Below are 17,104 nucleotides of genomic sequence, written 5' to 3'. Positions count from 1 at the left end.
TCAGCGGTAGCCGGCTGCATCGTCATAGGTCTTGAAATCGACCAGTGTTCCCAGCATTTGCAGATAGGCGACGAGGGCATCCATCTCGGTCACCTGCTGCGGATTGCCGTCCAGATCGCCGACCTTGGCTTTCGGATAGCGTTTCTCGAGGCCGGAGCTATCGGCATTCGGGTCGGCCTGGGCCATTAGATCGGTATTGGCGTGCGCGATCATGTCATCGGAGTACGGGACGCCAACACGCGCGTTCGCAACCAGATGCGTCGAGAAGTCCTTCACCTCGATCGGAGCGTCCTTCAGGAAGGCATAGCGAGGCATGATAGATTCCGGCACCACCGAACGTGGATCCACAAGGTGCTGAACGTGCCATTCGTTGGAGTAGCGGTTGCCGACTCGTGCAAGGTCAGGGCCGGTGCGCTTCGAGCCCCACTGGAAGGGGTGGTCGTACATGGACTCAGCCGCCAGGCTGTAGTGGCCGTAGCGTTCGACCTCGTCCCGGAAAGGCCTGATCATCTGGCTATGGCAGAGGTAGCAGCCCTCGCGCACATAGATGTTGCGTCCTGCGAGTTCGAGCGGCGAGTAGGGGCGCATGCCCTCGACCTTCTCGATCGTGTTGTCGAGATAGAACAGCGGTGCGATTTCGACTATGCCGCCGACGGTCACGACAAGAAGAGAGCCAACGAGAAGAAGCGTGGCGTTCTTCTCGATGATCGCGTGTTTGTCCGTCAAGCCCATTGTCTGGCTCCCTATTCGGCAGGCCGGAGGGCGGGCTCGGAACCCGGCATTGGTTGCTCTTCACGCTGGTATCCGAGGATAGTCATAGCGATGTTCCAGGCCATGATCATGGCGCCGGAGAGGTACATCGCACCGCCGATGGCGCGCATGACGTAGTAGGGGTGCATGGCGGAGACGGTTTCGGCGAAGGAGTAGACCAGGAACCCCTGCTCGTCGTATTCGCGCCACATCAGGCCCTGCATGATGCCGGACACCCACATCACCGCGGCGTAGACGACGATCCCCAGAGTCGCCAGCCAGAAGTGCCAGGTGACGAGCCGTATCGAATAGAGCCGGTCACGGTTCCACAGTTTCGGCACCATGTAGTAGATCGCGCCGAACGAGATCATGCCGACCCAGCCGAGCGCACCTGAGTGGACATGGCCAATGGTCCAGTCCGTGTAGTGCGACAGCGAATTGACCGTCTTGATCGACATAATCGGTCCCTCGAAGGTCGACATGCCGTAGAAGGCGACTGCCATCACCATCATGCGGATGATCGGATCGGTGCGCAGCTTGTCCCAGGCGCCTGACAGCGTCATCAGGCCGTTGATCATGCCGCCCCATGACGGCATCCACAGCATGATCGAGAATGCCATGCCGAGCGTCTGCGCCCAGTCGGGTAAGGCGGTGTGATGCAGGTGGTGCGGGCCGGCCCAGATGTAGAGAAAAATGATCGCCCAGAAGTGGATGATCGACAGCCGGTAGGAATAGACCGGGCGGCTAGCCTGCTTGGGCACGAAATAATACATCATGCCAAGGAAGCCGGCCGTCAGGAAGAAGCCGACCGCATTGTGGCCATACCACCATTGCGTCAAGGCGTCCTGGACGCCGGAGAAGGCGGAGTAGCTCTTCGAGCCGAGGAAAGAGGCCGGCATCGACAGGTTGTTGACCACATGCAGCATCGCGATGGTTACGATGAAGGATAGATAGAACCAGTTGGCGACGTAGATATGCGGTTCCTTGCGCTTCAGGATGGTGCCGAGGAACAGGATGAGATAGGCGATCCAGACGATGGTCAGCCAGAGGTCCACATACCATTCGGGTTCGGCGTATTCCCGGCTCTCGGTGATGCCGAACAGGTAGCCGGTCGCGGCCATGACGATGAACAGCTGGTAACCCCAGAACACAAACCAGGCCAGATTGCCGCCAAACAGCCGGGCGCGGCAGGTGCGCTGGACAACATAGAGCGATGTGCAAAGCAGCGCGTTGCCGCCGAAGGCGAAGACGACTCCCGATGTGTGCAGCGGACGCAAACGGCCGAAATTGAACCAGGGTGGGATGTTAAGGTCGGGGAAGGCGAGTTGAAGCGCGATAATGACGCCGACCAGCATGCCGACGACACCCCAAAACACCGTTGCGATGGCCCCGTAGCGGAGCGGACCATCCATGTAGGCGGAGGGGTCGATCGGCCCCACGGGCTTGAAATCCCAATTGCGCAGCAAGATCGCGATGAAGCCAGTCAGTGCGAAGAACAGAACCCACATGTGCTGGCGAAAGGGTCCTTCTACGCCGAAGCCGGCAGCCACCAGCGCCGCAAAGGCAAAAAGGCTTAAAAGGACGATCTCCGTGCCGAATTTCATGACATGTCCCTGACCAGGATTCCAATGCGCGGACGCTAAATCCGCGGTGCATTAATTCCCTAGTTGCCGCCTGCTCGCCCTGATCCATGTCAGAGCCGCACGATTTTGCTTCGGGCAGCATCGAGTTCGGTGAATCAGAAGGTGGCGATTTGAACAAGGAAACGCAGCACGGGCCACCCCACTCATGGACAAGTGCAGCTTCCTCGCGTCGGGCCGGTACAGAGGCGATTCCGGGCGAGGTCATGAAACGTGCCCATCGGGAAAAGCTGAATCTCTGCGACTCGCTGGAAAGCATTGCCGATGCACTGCCGAACGTCGACCTCCTCAAATGTCTTGGAACGGCCAAGAAAATCGTTCCGCTGCTCCGTGACATTCATGGGTTTGAGGAGATGGTGATTTTCCCTGCGTATGAGGCGCACTTGACGCCGGCCGAGGCCAAACTTGCCTCTACCAGCCGGTTGCGCGTCGAGCACCTTAAGGATCAATGCTTCGCTAGCGAGGTGGCCGAAACGCTCCTAGCGATAGGTCATGGTAATCCGATAGAGAGCCCGGAAGCTGTCGGGTTCATGCTACGAGGCTTCTTCGAAGGCTTGCGGCGACACATCGCTTTCGAACGCGAGCACGTCTTGCCGCGGATCGCAATAAGCGACGTAGGCGCTTAGGTCTCAAAGGCCGGTTGCCGCGAGCCTCGGCCGCCGCAGCGCTGCTCCAGCCGGCTCATGCTGTCCACCGTTACATGGCGGTTGTTCTTGATCCGGATCACGCCGTCAGCCCGCAATCGCGTAAGCTGGCGGCTCACGGTCTCGTTCGTCAGTCCAAGGAAATCAGAGATGTCGGCACGTGTCAGCGGCAGATCGAAGCATGAGGACCTAGCCGCCGGGTCGATACTGGAATCCATATTCTGGGCGATCATGAGGAGAAAGCTCGCCACCTTCTCGGGTGCGGTCTTGCGCCCGAGAGTCACCATCCATTCAAGTGCCTCGTCGAGTTCGTTCAGCGTCTGCTTGAGCAAGCGAAGCTGGAGTTCCGGTGATTCCTTCATTATCCGTTCAACGGCCGCCTTCGGAAACGAGCACAGCGAGACGGAGGTTGCCGCTTCCACATTGATCGTGCTTTTCACCTTGAAGGGCCGGCCCAGAAAATCCGGTGCGAACCGAAGACCGACAATCTGCTGGCGGCCGTCCGAAAGGCACTTCGTCAGCTTCACAACGCCTGAAAGCATGTTTGAATAGCTGTCGACAGCCGCGGCGTCGGCGATCAGTTCGACCCCCGGCTCGATTTTGTGCCGCGATGAAGTCTTGGCGAGCCCAACCAAATGGTTTCGATCGAGCGCACCACAGATCCCGCGATGCCGTGCGGCGCAAGACAGGCAAAGAACGGGAATGCCGGAACTGTGAATGTCCTGCTGTACTGTCATTACGCTCGCGCCATCGATCCCAAGTTTCGGCAGGATAGCAAGCGATGGCAGAGAAATCCTTGCGGCAGTTTGTCCATGCTGGAGGCTGACCGAAATCAGGGCTTTGACACTTCGACGAGTCCAGACTTCCGGCGAGGCAAAAACGACGGACCACCAAATGAGACCGGAATTAGCTGCCAGGCTTTGGCGAGACATATGGCGCCACTTTATGATCCTGTGACGACGCGTATTTCCCAAAGGGGGTCGCATGGCAGAGGGCCGGCCGGAACCTGCAGGCAGGGCTCCACTTTGTATCCGCCTAAGGAGGTTGGATTGTTCGGCCCATTCTTTCACTGACCAGCGACGCACCCCATTGCGGCTCTGCTACTCAGCGCTGCGGCTTGCCCATTGACCAAACTTTATAATTACTCGGAACCTGAACCTGACACGCGTCGCGATTTCTCTGACATGCCGGCGGCAGGCAAGCTTTCCTTTCTGGCCTTGGCAAACGCGCGATCGCCTTCCAAGAACCCGACCAGCATGAATGGAATGAGATCAGCTACTGTCTCAGACTCATTGTAGGTCTGACGGTAAAGCGCCGCGTAGTCCTTCAGTGCTTGGCTGAGGCCCGCGCTGACGGTGATGGTGATCTTGGAAGGCGTCCGGTCCGGAAGCTTTCCTAATTTCAGGTTCGCCATGAGCGGCTCCTATTCAATTTGTGTATGGTCGTAGCACGATGTCCTTGTGCACGATGACGCGGAGCGGCCAACCAGGACGGACGGAGATTGTCGGCTGAATATTGAGGTTTTTTTCGGTGATGCGCTGGCCAGCTTGACTGACGTTCTGCTGAGTGGATTCGCGGATTGCCTTGAGCAGATCGCTTTCGTTGTCCCCAAAGCTCAACTCGGTGCCGACGCCCAGCAGCGTGGCTAGAGCAACTCCCTTGATCAGCTGCCAAGTGTGGAAATCCACCTGGTCCTCCAGCCCTGCATAGCCGGCAGTATCTGTCGCTGGCAGATTGTCGATTTCAATCGACGACCCGTCAGGCATCACAATGCGCTGCCAGACTAGCAACGCGCGCTTCTGTCCAAAAGCGACGACACTGTCATAGATGCCGATGAGCCGCGAGCCCTGCGGGATGAGCAAGGTGCTGCCGGTGACGGTGTCGTGCACATTCTCGGTAACCTGTGCAACCACGAGGCCAGGCAGGTCGGAATTGATGCCGGTGATGAGGCTTGCGGCGATCACGCTGCCGGCCATCAGCTGATAAGGCGAAGCCGGAGTCTGCAGCGTGTGCGGATTGTAGATCCCATTTGTGCTCTGCTGGCTGACAAACTCGAGCTTGCGCTGCTGATTGTTCTGATCACCCTCAGCCGGTGCAACGGAAGCCCTTGCGTCTCCCGCATCGGGTTGTGCAAGTGGTGCTTCAAACGGCGGCCGCGCTCCCTGCGCATTGTCGGCGACCTTCGTTTCCCTGGGCCGGTTCTCGATCCGGAACATGACTTGCGACTCACGTGCCTCGATCGCCTGCTGGGCAAGCCGCTGCTCCTCGGCGGAGGCCTCCTGCCCCGGGGCGATGCCAAGCTGTCGCTGGCGTTCAAGGATGGGGCGGCCGAGATCGCCGGGCAGAGGTGGCCCAAGCACGGGAGGCTTCGGCTTCAATACGGAATAGTCCTTGGGAAGCGTTTCAAGTCCCTCCGCGGTTGGCTTACGTTCGGTGTTGTAGAGGTCTTCCGCCCGCTCTTTGATACGCAACGCCGGCCCCTGAAGCGCTATCATCGTGACGCCTAGAATTGCGCCGGATCCAACTGCAACGATAGCGACGATCGCGCCGCGCCTGAACCGCACGGCGCGCCGGGGAGAAGCCCGCAACTGCAGCTGCTCGGGGTCGAGTTTCTGCGGTGCATCTGGTCGGGAAGTATCGGTCATGAGCGCTCCCTCATCTGCTGGACCGCGCAAAGAGCGGTATTCGCCGCGGCGGTTGCCGGCCGTCGATCCTGGTGATGCGGACCACTTGCTGCTCCTTGACGCCGAGGCGCAATTCGGCGGCGGCAAAGAGACGATCGACGACGTAATAGTTCCCGCGCATGCGGTAATTGACAAGCTGGTTGCTCCCGTCAGCACCGACGATGAAGAGTGGCGGTGCCTCACCCTGATCGATGCGCCGCGGGAATTCGATATAAACCTTGTTGCCGTCGTCGAAGGCACGCGTCGGCCGCCAAGGCGGCGTGTCACCGCTGATCGAGTAGCGGAAGCGAATGTTTTCGAGCGCCACATTTGAAGCTGCCGGCATGGCGGCGTCGGCCTGCGCATTGCGCTGGCGCAACGCAATGATCTGGTCTTCGCTATAGGTCCAGGAGATCGCCGCCATTGCAGTTTTCTCGGTGCTTTGAAGCTGCAGGTGGTATGTCCGGCGTTCCGTGGTGATCACCAGGTTGGTGCTAAGCCCCGGCGCGAACGGTTTGACCAGCACATGGGTGCGCTGATTGTCGCCGGTGCCGCTGACGGTGTCGCCGATGACCCAGCGCACGGTGTCGCCAGCCGACACGGCTGTTAACTTCTCGCCCGGCTGTAGAGCGATATCGGTGACGCGCTCCGGCGCGGCATAGAGCTGATAAAGTGCGCCGTCGGTGAAGGGATAGACCTGGACCGCATTGACATAGCCGTATCTGGTGGGCTGCTGCGTGGCCGCCTTGTTGGCATCGGTGACCCTTTCTTCAGGGGAGCGCTTTTCCTCAGCGACCTTATCCGGATCGGGTTGCAACTGGCCCGGGAGCGGTAGCGGCTTTGGGACTTGGACAATCTTCACCGGTTTCTCCGGTGGCTTTTCGATCGCGGCTGGTTTGAAGTCGGCAGCATCGTAGGAAATCTCAGGCGGTGGCACCGGCTTCGAGGCGCAAGCAGGAAGGACGGCTGCTGACGCGGAAAGGAGTAGCGCGGCACGGAATGATGGGACTCTATTTTTCATTTGCAGGCTCCTTCGGGGAAACGGATGTCGGCGCGGCGCTGTCGAGCTCACGCGACCAGTCGATGGCATTGACGAAGACGCCGAGCGGGTTGTTGCGCAGCTGGTCGGTATTGCTCGGCGGGCGAGTCACGATGGTGAGGATCGCCGTCCAGTGCCTCGTGCTGGCAAGGCTGCCGCGCTCAAAAACCTGCTCAGTCCATTTGACCTGGAACGAGCTGTCGGAAGCCCTGATCACGCTGGTCACCTGCACCGACACGCTTCGCGTGCCGATCTGACCGAAGGGGTCGTTCGTCTTGGCGTACTCGTTGAGGAAGAGCGCCGCCCGGTCGGTGGCAAAGTCGTAGGCCGCCAACCAGTTTTGCCGCACCAGCACCGGATCTGTGGAGACGGAACGGACATTCTGGATGAAGCGGCCGAGATGCCAGGCGATCTGTGCATCGGACGGCTCGTAGTCCCGGATTGCCGGTGCAACGGCGCGCGCCTCACCGAAGCGGTCGACCTCGACGACGTATGGCACGATACGGCTCTGCATCGACTGCCACACGAGTCCGCCGGAGAGCCCAGTCGTCAAAGCCAGGCAGCCAAGAGCCATCAGCCGCCAGTTCCGGGCCTGCACCCGCGATGAGCCGATGCGCTCATCCCACAGCTGGGCGGCCTTCTGATACGGCGTGACCGGCTCGGGCGTCTTGCCGTAACGTTGAACGGGTCGCTTGAAGAGCATCTAGTCGTCCTTGTCACTGAGAGAGGGATTGGCGCTGCCGCCCGGTCTGTCACCGTCGCGGACGGCCTGTACGGCGGCGTGGCGATGAGCACGAGCGGTCTGCTCGGAACGCAAGCGCTTCGCCCAGATGGGCGCGGCGTTAGCGGCGCTACCGGCTGGACTTCCGGCCATTAACGCGGTCGGCGCACCGCCGGTCGCGGTCCATGCGGCTTCGCGCCCGGAATCGGCGCTGCGCGCGAACCCTCCCCCGGCAGATCGTGCTACTCGCATCGCGGCGCCGCTGGCGGCACCCGCCACGCCCTGCATTCCAGCAGCCACACCGGACAGGCCGGTCTCGGGCGAGGTTGCTCGTCCCAACTGCCATGCCGAGGAAGCTGCCGAGCCAATGGTCGTGCCGGCTCGGATGGCGGCAAGCCCGCCGCCAGTTGCCATGCGCGCGCCGGCGAATGCCGCACCTCCGGCAACGAGCGATGCACCGGCCGCTGCCGCGGTAGTCCCAAGTGCTGCGCCCGCGCCAAGTTGTGGCGCGCCGGAGACAAGACCCGAGGCGATCCCAGGGCCGAAAATGCCGAGCCCAAGCAGCGCCAGCGCCCCGAGCACTTGCGACATGGCAGCGGCCAAGTCCGGCTCCTTGCCCTGCAGCGCTGAAGCGAACTCGCCGAAGAGCGTGGACCCGATACCGACGATGGCGGCGAGCACCATCACCTTGATGCCCGACGAGATCACATTACCAAGCACGCGCTCGGCCAGAAACGACGAGCGGTTCCACAGCGCGAAGGGCACGAGAACGAAGCCTGCCAACGTGGTGAGTTTGAATTCCAGGATGGTGATGAAGAGCTGGATCGAGAGAATGAAAAAGGCGATGATGACCAGGAACCAGGCCAAGAGCAGCACGAAGATGGTGAGCGCGTTGCCAAAAATTTCGGGGAAACCAAGCAACTGGCTCGCCTGATCGAGAAGCGGCCACGCACCCTCGAAGCCCGTCGCGGCAATGCGGCCTGGATGCAGCAGATTGTCGGCGGACAGATTGCCGGAAGACGCATTGATGCCGAGACCGGCAAAGGACCGATAGATGATGTCGGCAAGGTTTTTGAAATTGTTCAGAATGAAGGCGAAGACGCCGACATAGAGAACCTTGCGGATGAGGCGGGCTAGAATGTTGGGCTCGCCGCCGAATGCCCAGGCCAGGCCGGCAAGCGTGATGTCGATGCCAATTAAAGTCGTAGTGAGGAAGGCGACGTCGCCCGAAAGCAGACCGAACCCGCTATCGATATAGCGGATAAAAGTCTCCATGAAGCGATCAATGACCCCGAGGTCGTTCACGCCGCCACCTCTCTCGTATTGAAGAACTGGTGATCAGTTGCCGGGATAGGCCGTGCCGGTGCCCAGGAAGCGCTTTGTCGTCTCGCGGGCGGCTTCCTCGGATTGCGCCTTGCGGGCGGCATCCTCAGCCTCAGCCCGAAACTGCGTCGCAAGCAGCGTCTGGATCTGCATCTGCTGCTTGGTCGAAAGCGCGATCAGCTGATTGGTGGCCTGGCTTGCCTCAAGCGCGCCGGCCGCCCCTTGGCTGCGGTTGACGAGATCGGCAAGCAGGTCACCGTCGCCTCGGACATTCTCGACGATCAGCGACTGCACACCCATGGTCTGTCGGAACGCCTGCAGGGCGCTTTGCCAGCGTTCGCGCGCGGCGTTCGCCACATTGCTGACCTTGATGGTGGCGTCGTAGCTTTCCGGATATTGGTTGCGCCACTGGTTCTGGAGCTTGTCCAGATCAAAGCTCAGGCCGCTCGCCTGGTCCATCAGTCCATCGATGCGATGCAGCGCGCCGGTCAGCTGACCCACGGAGGAGAAATCCAAACTCTGAAGATTGCGTGCCATGTTCTGTAGCATGGTTGCCTGGTTCTGCAGCGACTGGATCTGGTTGTTGATCTGCTCCAACGAGCGCGCCGCCGTCAGAACGTTCTGCGCGTAGTTCGAGGGATCGAACACGATGAGTGCATAGGCCGGCTGGACATAGTCGGCCATCGGCTTGGCGATCAGAGAAATAGTGATCAGGGTGGAGAGAAAACGGCGCCGCATCATGACGATTGCTCCTTGGGTTGAGGGAATTGCTTGAGAAGCTCGGCGGCCCAATCGAGTCCGCGCGCATTCAGGAACCGAGCGGCAAAGCCGTCCTGCCCGTGCTCGGACAGCACGCTACCGATTAGCGTCTGGCTGGCAGGATCGGAGGCACCGCAAAGGGCGAGAGCAATCGGGCCGAGGCCGAGCTCAAAGAGCCGGTTGCCGCGGCGCGACTGCAGATAGTACTGGCGCTTCGGTGTGGCGCGAGCGACAAGCTCGATCTGCCGCTCGTTGAGACCGAAGCGTTCGTAGGCTGCCCTAGCCTGCGGTTCCACGGCACGATCATTGGGAAGAAAGATGCGCTGAGGGCAGCTCTCGATGATTGCCGGTGCTATTGCCGAGCCGGCGATGTCGGCAAGCGACTGCGTGGCGAAGATGACCGAGACGTTCTTCTTGCGCAGCACCTTCAGCCATTCGCGGATGCGGGCGGCAAAGAGCGGATTGTCGAGATAGACCCACGCCTCGTCGAGCATGAGCAGTGTCGGCCGTCCGTCGAACCGCTCCTCAAGACGATGGAAGAGATAGGTGAGCACCGGCGTCGTGACAGCGCCTTGGCTGTGCATCAGTTGCTCGGTCTCGAAACACTGCACATCGGACAAGGCCAGCCGATCATCATCGGCATCGAGCAGCCGGCCGTAGGGACCATCGAGTGTGTAGGGCATCAAGGCAGACTTCAGCGCATTGGACTGAAGCAGGACCGATAACCCCGTCAGTGTGCGTTCTTGCGCTGGCGCAGTGGCAAGGCTGCTGAGAGCCGACCAGACCGCCTCCTTCACTTCGGGCGTGAGAGTTACGTTCTCATGAGCAATGAGGCCGGCGATCCATTCGGCGGCCCAGCTGCGCGTGGCCTGGTCGCCGATATTGCGAAGCGGCTGGAAGGCAAGAGAACCGTCCGCCCCCAATGCGTGGTGTTCTCCACCCATGGCGAGCGTTGCGGCACGAGCGGAATTGCCTTTGTCGAAGACATAGACCTGCGCGCCGGCATAGCGTCGGAACTGCAGAGCTACCAGCGCAAGCAGCACCGACTTGCCGGCGCCGGTCGGACCAACGATCAGCATGTGACCGACATCGTCGACATGGGTGGAAAGCCGGAATGGAGTTGACCCGCTCGTCTCGGCGAAGAGAAGCGGCGGGGCGTCGGTCTGGGTGACTTTCGCGACATGCTCGTTCGTCGCCGGGCCGGCCCACACCGACGACAGCGGCATGAGGTGGGCAAGGTTCAGGGTGTGAACGAGCGGCTGGCGAATATTGGCGTAGACATGACCGGGCAACGAGCCGAGCCAGGCCTCGACCGCATTGACGCTTTCGCGGATGGTGGTGAAGCCGAGTCCGTTGACGACGCGCTCGACCGCGCGGAGTTTCTCCGCGGCGGCTTGGCGGTCCTCGTCCCACACCGTCACGGTAGTGGTCAGATAGCCGAAGCCGACGTGGTCCCCACCCAACGCCTGAAGGGCTTCGTCGGCGTCGAGCGCCTTGTTGTCGGCATCGCTGTCGACCAGCGGGACCGGCTCGTTGGTCACAACCTCGCGCAAGATGGCCGAGATTGACTTGCGCTTGGCAAACCACTGCCGCCGCAATCGTGTCAGCGTCTTCGTGGCGGCAGTCTTGTCGAGCGGAATGAACCGCGTCACCCAGCGATAGGCAAAATCCTGATTATTGAGGGCGTCGAGGATCCCGGGCCGGGTGAGGTTCGGGAAGCCGAGGACGGTGAGGGTACGCAGATGCTGATCGCCCAGCATCGGTTCCAGGCCGCCGGTAAGCGGCACATCGACCAGGAAGCCGTCTAGATACATCGGCGTTTCCGGCACTGCGACCGGATGGCGGCGGGTCGCGATTGTGCCGTGCAGGTAGGTTAGCGTCTCGGCATCCTCGAGCGCGCGCACTTCGGGCATGAAGCCGGACAGAAGGTCCAGCACACGCGCGGTTTCATCACGGAACCGCGCCATCTCCTGGCGCCAGTCTCGTTCGCCTTCGGAATGATGCGAGTCGACGAGCGCGCTTTCCGCCCGCGCCTGGCTGTCTGGCGATGGCATGAACAGCAAGGTCAGGTGATAGCGGCTTTCGAAATGCGCCACCTTGCCCTCAAAGGCCGCGCGGCGTTCTTCGTCGACCAGCCACGACGCCGCGTCGGGAAAACGCGATTGCGGATAGCCCAGCGCTTCGACGCGTTCGGCCTCGAAGAACAATGCCCAGCCGGAACCAAGTCGCCTCAGCGCATTGTTTGCCCGCGCGCAAATGCCAACGAGTTCGGCTTCCGTCGCGCTTTCGAGATCGGGGCCGCGGAACCGCAGCGTCCGCTGAAAGCTGCCGTCCTTGTTGAGCACGATGCCCGGCGCGACGAGTGCGACCCAGGGCAGATGGTCGGCAAGCCGGTCGGCCTTCCCGCGATATTCCGAAAGGTTCAGCATGCCAGCCACCCCCTCAGCCGAAGGTGGCAGACAAGCACGCTGGCAAAGTCCGGATCGCGGCGGGCGGCAAAGACCGCCAGCGTGTGGCCGGCAATCCAGAGCACCAGCCCGGCTATCCATTGCTGAAGGCCGAGCCCGATGGCTGCGGCAACTGTGCCATTGAGGATTGCCACCGCTCGCGGCGCACCACCCAGGAGGATCGGCTCGGTCAATGCCCGGTGAAGCGGCACCTCGAAGCCTTCGATATGCTGCTCTCCAGTGGCCATCAGACGAGCGCCCCACCACCGAAGGAGAAGAAGGAAAGGAAGAAGCTCGATGCCGCGAAGGCGATCGACAGGCCGAAGACGATCTGGATCAACCTGCGGAAACCGCCTGCCGTGTCGCCAAAGGCAAGTGTCAGACCGGTGGTGATGATGATGATCACCGCGACAATCTTGGCGACCGGTCCCTGGACTGACTCCAGGATCTGTTGCAGCGGCTGTTCCCAAGGCATGCCGGAGCCTGCCGCGTAAGCGGGGGCCGTGATAAGAAGCGCGAGCGCGGTGGACGAAAGAAAGCGAAGCTTCTTGCGCATGAAGTGACCTCTCAAAACTGCTGGAGTTGCGGAAGCGTGAGTTGGGTGACGGCGTAGTCGCCGCTGCCGTCGAGACCAGTGACCTCGGCGATCGCGTCGATGCGGCGGGAGGATCCGCGCCCGGCGATGAAGACGATCAGATCGATCGCATCGGAAATGAGGCGTCGGGGAACGGTGACGACGGCCTCCTGAGCGAGTTGCTCGATACGGTAGAGAGCGGAGCGCGCCGAATTGGCGTGAACCGTGGCGATGCCGCCGGGGTGGCCCGTGTTCCATGCCTTGAGCATGTCGAGCGCTTCCGCGCCCCTCACTTCGCCGACAATGATGCGGTCGGGTCTGAGCCGGAGCGTCGAGCGCACGAGATCGGCGATCGTTACCGAACCACGCCTCGTTCTCAAGGCAACGCAGTCCTTTGCTGCGCATTGCAGTTCGCGCGTATCCTCGATCAGGATGACTCGCTCGTCGCATTCGGCGACTTCCGCCAAAAGCGCATTGGCCAGCGTGGTCTTGCCCGACGACGTGCCGCCGGCGACTAAAATGTTGCGCCGCTCGCGCACCGCCTTCTTCAGAGCATCCGCCTGCGGCGGCAGCATGATGCGGTCGGCGACATAGTTGGCCAGCGTGTAGAGCTTTGCTGCCGGCTTGCGGATCGCAAAGCACGGCGCCAGCACCACGGGCGGCAAAAGACCCTCGAAGCGTTCGCCCGACGGCAACTCGGCGCTGACGATCGGATTGTCGGCATGTGCCTCTGCGCGCACATGGGAGGCAACCAGTCGGATGATGCGTTCCGCCTCGGACGGGTGCATGAGGACGCCGGTATCGATCCGACCTTCTCCTAGACGGTCGAGCCGCAGCGCGCCGTCCGGATTGACCATCACCTCGATAACCAATGAATCGGAGAGCGCTTCGGTGATCGCAGGGCCCATGGCGGTGCGCAGCATCGCGCGGCGACGATGGTCGGCCTCCGGATGAGAGCTCATCCTTCCCCTCCCCTGCCATTCTCCTTGCCGAGCGACCGTTTCCCGGAAGCGATCTGGCGACCGACCTGCTCGACGAATTTGTCGAAACGGGCCTGGGCAATGGCCTGCGTCGCCTTGTCTGGGACCGGCGTGTGGGCGTGAAGCGTGATCGAAAAGCGAATGAAGAGCGCCAGGCTCTCCAGGATCATCTCGGCATCGCGCCGGACTTGAACGAGGTCGCGTGAAAGACGATCGAACCGCACACCGTAGCGCCGGTCGAGCTCGTTCTCGCCACGCCGCTCGATGAAAGCCTCAACTGCCTTCGCCACAATGGCTGATTTGGTCGTCGAGGGATCGCGACTGAGGTTCTCCAGCCTCTCGCTCAATTCGGGTTCGAGCAGAAACTGGTGACGAATGCGGTGGGTCTTCATGCGGCTCGTTCCGACGGGCCGGCATTGCGCCGGCGACGGGAACAAGCATCGGGCAAAGCCCCGAAATCGCTTATGGCCGTTATCTACGCTGAAGTACGCCGGCCACGCGCCGGCGTTCAGAAGCCGGGGACGATATCCTTGTCATCGCCCCTTCCCTCGTTGATGCCATAGGCACGCGCGACGGTGGAGATCCGGTCCATGACGCGCTTGTCGGCCATCGCCTCGCTATCATCGTCCGCGGGTCGGGTCGGATCGTCCTGGTCCGGTTCCTGGGTGACGGCGGTATGTTCTTCGGGCAGGCCAGGATGGCGCTGCTGCTGAACGCCTCCCTCATCCGCAAGCGCGGCGCCAGCGCTTTCGTCGCCGGAGGCAAGACGACGGTCGACGCCGCGTATTTGGCCAGTCCAGTCGTCTTGGCGCGGCGCAGGGCAGTCTGCGTAAAGACAGTCATGCAGCACCGGCGCAGGCAGCACACGTTCGGTGAAATTCTGATCCTCGTAGTAGCGCAGCTTTTTGGCGCGGATGGGGGGCAGTCCCGAAACCAGCACCAGTTCGTCCGAGGGCGGCAATTGCATCACCTCGCCAGGTGTCAGCAGCGGGCGGGCGGTTTCCTGGCGGCTCACCATGACATGCGAGAGCCAGGGCGCCAGCCGGTGGCCCGCATAGTTGCGCATCGATCTCAATTCCGTGGCCGTGCCAAGCGCGTCCGAGATTCGCTTGGCCGTGCGCTCATCGTTGGAGGAAAAGGCAATTCGCACATGGCAATTGTCCAGAATGGCGTTGTTCTCGCCATACGCTTTGGAGATCTGGTTCAACGATTGCGCGATCAAGTAGGCACGAATTCCGTAACCGGCCATAAAGGCGAGCGCGGTCTCAAAGAAGTCGAGGCGACCGAGCGCCGGAAACTCATCCAGCATCATGAGCAGTTGATGCTTGCGACTCTTCTTTGGGTCACCCTCGAGGCGCTCCGTGAGCCGCCTGCCGATCTGGTTCAGGATCAGTCGCACCAAAGGCTTGGTGCGCGAAATGTCAGATGGCGGCACGACGAGATAGAGCGATGTCGGTCGCGCGGCATCCATCAGGTCGGCAATCCGCCAGTCACAAGACGAAGTGGCCGCAGCCACGGTGGGATCATGGTAGAGCCCGAGAAAAGACATGGCGGTCGAGAGGACGCCTGAACGCTCGTTCTCCGACTTGTTCAGCACCTCGCGCGCCGCAGAAGCCACAACGGGGTGTACTTGAGGCCTCTCCGCCGCGCCCAGATGGTTGGTCGTCATCATCCGCTGTAGCGTTGCAACAAATGAGCGCTGCGGGTCCGACAAGAATGTGGCGACCTGAGCAAGTGTCTTTTCCTCCTCGGCATAGAGGACGTGCAGGATGGCGCCGACCAAGAGTGAATGGCTGGTCTTCTCCCAATGATTACGCCGCTCCAGCGCGCCCTCAGGATCGACCAAGATGTCGGCGATGTTCTGAACGTCGCGGACCTCATTCGGACCTTTGCGCACTTCCAAGAGCGGGTTGTAGCGGGCCGATCGCGGATCAGTCGGATTGAACAATAGGCAATAGGAGAACTTCGATCGCCAGCCGGAGGTCAGCTGCCAGTTCTCGCCTTTGATGTCGTGAATGACGGCCGAGCCGGACCAGGAGAGTAGAGTTGGGACAACCAGGCCGACGCCCTTGCCCGAACGTGTCGGCGCAAACGCCATGACGTGCTCCGGCCCGTCATGACGCAGATACCGATCCTTCAGTTTGCCAAGGAAGACGCCTGCCGGCTGAAACAGCCCTGCTTTCTCGATCTCCCGCGTCGCCGCCCATCGAGAGGAGCCATAGGTAGTGACCAACCCACGCTGGCGCGCGCGCCAGAGGGAACCAGCGATCGCAGCGGCAAAGCCCATCAATCCACTGGTGCCCGCAAGCATGCCGGCCTTGTCGAATACCTCGGGCGCATAGGCATCGAATTGGAACCACCATTCCAACAGTTTCCACGGCTCGTAGATCGGCCAGCCAGCCGCGACAAACCATGGCGCGCCGAGTTGTTCCTGAAAGGCCAGCATATGAGCGCACCATTGCGTGGCAGCCCACACGCCGAGGAGAACGATGGCGAACACAATGGCGATCTGCCCAATCAGAAGCTTTGTGGGCGACACTGGATTGCTCCGCTGTTCTGGAGAGGTGGATCGAGCATCGCCCGGGGCGGCCGGAACAGGAATGCACCCTATGTACGACTTGGTGCGATGAGAGGCTGTTTGGCGCGCCGTTGCTCTCCTTCAAGGTGTGTATCCATTTTCGCGCATTCCCGAGCAAGTCTTGACTGCTGTGTCGGAGGGGGCCCGTATCGTTCGTGCTTTTCGTGAGCACGTCGGATATTTGGTCGGGGAGCTGGCGGTAGCGTGCGGGCAAGCCGCTGAGGAAATCCTGAACATCGAGTCCGATCTGAGGTACAACAAGACTATCGAGATCGGATCGCGAGATGGGCCTGGCCGCCATGGGAATTTCTCAGGCGAGCTGGGACATATTGGGCGCTGAGGATATCTTGGGCGGTCTTCTCGGACGCCGAATTGGCGACATTCATTGTGTGGCAAGCTTCGCCGGCGATGCTATCGGGCAGAGGCAGCTATCAATCCCCGGCCACGGCAAATCCGCGCGCTGCAGAATCTCGATGGGCCACCGGTTCAAACGCCCAGGCGGATGTAAAAAATCCACAGATGCGTTCCGCCAAGCGCTAGTTGCCAAGCATATGACCCGCATTTCGCAACGCCCCTAGGAACAGGCTAGCAAGGTGAGTGACATCGATTTTGGCCTGCATTGACACCGGCATGCTGGTCCAAATTTCCAACGGCACAATGAAGCGGGAAAAGGTACCATTTACGACGCAGTAGCGGCTAACAAGGCCTTGTCTGTCCAACGCCACCACACCCATTTTGTCGTTTCGATATCGGATGGCTGCGATCCGCTGGATGTCGGCGTCATCGTCGACCCGCACGTCGAAAAGCAGGGTTCCGCGGCTCCTCGCTGCTATTTCCGCCACTTTGTCATTGAAGCTCAAGCAGAGTGAGCGGACGCTTTCCACTGCCATTTGGAAAACAAACAAATCCAGTTCATTCACGGCCATGTGGGCAGTTGAGCCACTAGATGGATTATTGCAATGTCGCACACGGCTTGTTCACAGGTG

At 61.1% G+C, this 17,104-nt stretch carries 17 protein-coding genes; 1 reads left to right on the top strand and 16 read right to left on the bottom strand.

The genetic code is table 11. The features are described 5' to 3' along the window. Both ccoO and ccoN read right to left on the bottom strand, forming a co-directional pair. Positions 1–732, bottom strand: coding sequence for a cytochrome-c oxidase, cbb3-type subunit II (gene ccoO, locus CK224_RS05470; RefSeq protein ID WP_067002680.1), 732 nt, complete (start codon positions 730–732; stop codon positions 1–3). Positions 733–743: 11 nt separating this feature from the next. Next, positions 744–2,354, bottom strand: coding sequence for a cytochrome-c oxidase, cbb3-type subunit I (ccoN, locus tag CK224_RS05465; protein WP_095781065.1), 1,611 nt, complete (start codon positions 2,352–2,354; stop codon positions 744–746). Positions 2,355–2,440: 86 nt separating this feature from the next. Here ccoN and CK224_RS05460 point away from each other — a divergent pair, with 86 nt between their 5' ends. Then, positions 2,441–3,016: a hemerythrin domain-containing protein gene (locus CK224_RS05460; protein WP_095781064.1), complete on the top strand. Its 576-nt coding sequence runs from the start codon at positions 2,441–2,443 to the stop codon at positions 3,014–3,016. Here the strand turns inward: CK224_RS05460 and CK224_RS05455 are convergent. The 14 genes from CK224_RS05455 to CK224_RS05385 all read right to left on the bottom strand — a co-directional run bounded on the left by CK224_RS05455 (position 3,013) and on the right by CK224_RS05385 (position 17,044). Then, positions 3,013–3,771, bottom strand: coding sequence for a Crp/Fnr family transcriptional regulator (locus CK224_RS05455; RefSeq protein WP_095781063.1), 759 nt, complete (start codon positions 3,769–3,771; stop codon positions 3,013–3,015). The two genes, CK224_RS05460 and CK224_RS05455, sit on opposite strands and share 4 nt — an antisense overlap. Positions 3,772–4,175: 404 nt before the next feature. Next, a complete protein-coding gene (locus CK224_RS05450; RefSeq protein ID WP_095781062.1) occupies positions 4,176–4,448 on the bottom strand; it encodes a DUF2274 domain-containing protein in 273 nt (90 codons plus the stop codon). 13 nt (positions 4,449–4,461) lie between these two features. Continuing rightward, positions 4,462–5,679 (bottom strand): TrbI/VirB10 family protein, encoded by a 1,218-nt coding sequence (locus CK224_RS05445; RefSeq protein WP_095781061.1) that lies wholly within the window; start codon positions 5,677–5,679, stop codon positions 4,462–4,464. A 10-nt stretch (positions 5,680–5,689) separates the two neighbouring features. Beyond that, the gene (trbG, locus tag CK224_RS05440; protein ID WP_095781060.1) at positions 5,690–6,718 is read right to left on the bottom strand and encodes a P-type conjugative transfer protein TrbG; all 1,029 of its coding nucleotides are present in this window, start codon (positions 6,716–6,718) and stop codon (positions 5,690–5,692) included. Then, the gene (gene trbF / locus CK224_RS05435) at positions 6,708–7,439 is read right to left on the bottom strand and encodes a conjugal transfer protein TrbF (RefSeq protein WP_095781059.1); all 732 of its coding nucleotides are present in this window, start codon (positions 7,437–7,439) and stop codon (positions 6,708–6,710) included. The genes trbG and trbF overlap by 11 nt, the downstream gene beginning before the upstream one ends. After that, on the bottom strand, positions 7,440–8,762 hold the full coding sequence (trbL, locus tag CK224_RS05430) for a P-type conjugative transfer protein TrbL (RefSeq protein ID WP_095781058.1): 1,323 nt from the start codon (positions 8,760–8,762) through the stop codon (positions 7,440–7,442). Between the two features lie 33 nt (positions 8,763–8,795). Continuing rightward, entirely contained in the window at positions 8,796–9,521 is a 726-nt protein-coding gene (trbJ, locus tag CK224_RS05425) for a P-type conjugative transfer protein TrbJ (RefSeq protein WP_095781057.1), read from the bottom strand. Further along, a complete protein-coding gene (gene trbE / locus CK224_RS05420; protein ID WP_095781056.1) occupies positions 9,518–11,968 on the bottom strand; it encodes a conjugal transfer protein TrbE in 2,451 nt (816 codons plus the stop codon). The genes trbJ and trbE overlap by 4 nt, the downstream gene beginning before the upstream one ends. Then, the gene (locus CK224_RS05415) at positions 11,962–12,234 is read right to left on the bottom strand and encodes a VirB3 family type IV secretion system protein (protein ID WP_095781055.1); all 273 of its coding nucleotides are present in this window, start codon (positions 12,232–12,234) and stop codon (positions 11,962–11,964) included. Before CK224_RS05415 ends, trbE begins: the two co-directional genes overlap by 7 nt. After that, positions 12,234–12,542, bottom strand: a complete 309-nt coding sequence (locus CK224_RS05410; RefSeq protein WP_095781054.1) for a TrbC/VirB2 family protein — start codon at positions 12,540–12,542, stop codon at positions 12,234–12,236. The genes CK224_RS05415 and CK224_RS05410 overlap by 1 nt, the downstream gene beginning before the upstream one ends. Positions 12,543–12,553: 11 nt before the next feature. Continuing rightward, entirely contained in the window at positions 12,554–13,522 is a 969-nt protein-coding gene (gene trbB, locus CK224_RS05405; RefSeq protein ID WP_095781053.1) for a P-type conjugative transfer ATPase TrbB, read from the bottom strand. Then, the gene (locus CK224_RS05400) at positions 13,519–13,932 is read right to left on the bottom strand and encodes a CopG family transcriptional regulator (RefSeq protein WP_095781052.1); all 414 of its coding nucleotides are present in this window, start codon (positions 13,930–13,932) and stop codon (positions 13,519–13,521) included. Before CK224_RS05400 ends, trbB begins: the two co-directional genes overlap by 4 nt. Before the next feature lie 116 nt (positions 13,933–14,048). Then, the gene (locus tag CK224_RS05395) at positions 14,049–16,079 is read right to left on the bottom strand and encodes a conjugal transfer protein TraG (protein WP_095781051.1); all 2,031 of its coding nucleotides are present in this window, start codon (positions 16,077–16,079) and stop codon (positions 14,049–14,051) included. A 575-nt stretch (positions 16,080–16,654) separates the two neighbouring features. After that, a complete protein-coding gene (locus CK224_RS05385; protein ID WP_095781050.1) occupies positions 16,655–17,044 on the bottom strand; it encodes a hypothetical protein in 390 nt (129 codons plus the stop codon). Positions 17,045–17,104 lie beyond the last annotated feature (60 nt).

It is taken from the genome of Mesorhizobium sp. WSM3862, assembly GCF_002294985.1.
Lineage (GTDB): Bacteria > Pseudomonadota > Alphaproteobacteria > Rhizobiales > Rhizobiaceae > Mesorhizobium.
The sequence above is the reverse complement of the archived record's forward strand: the minus strand, read 5'-3'. Positions and strand labels throughout refer to the sequence as shown.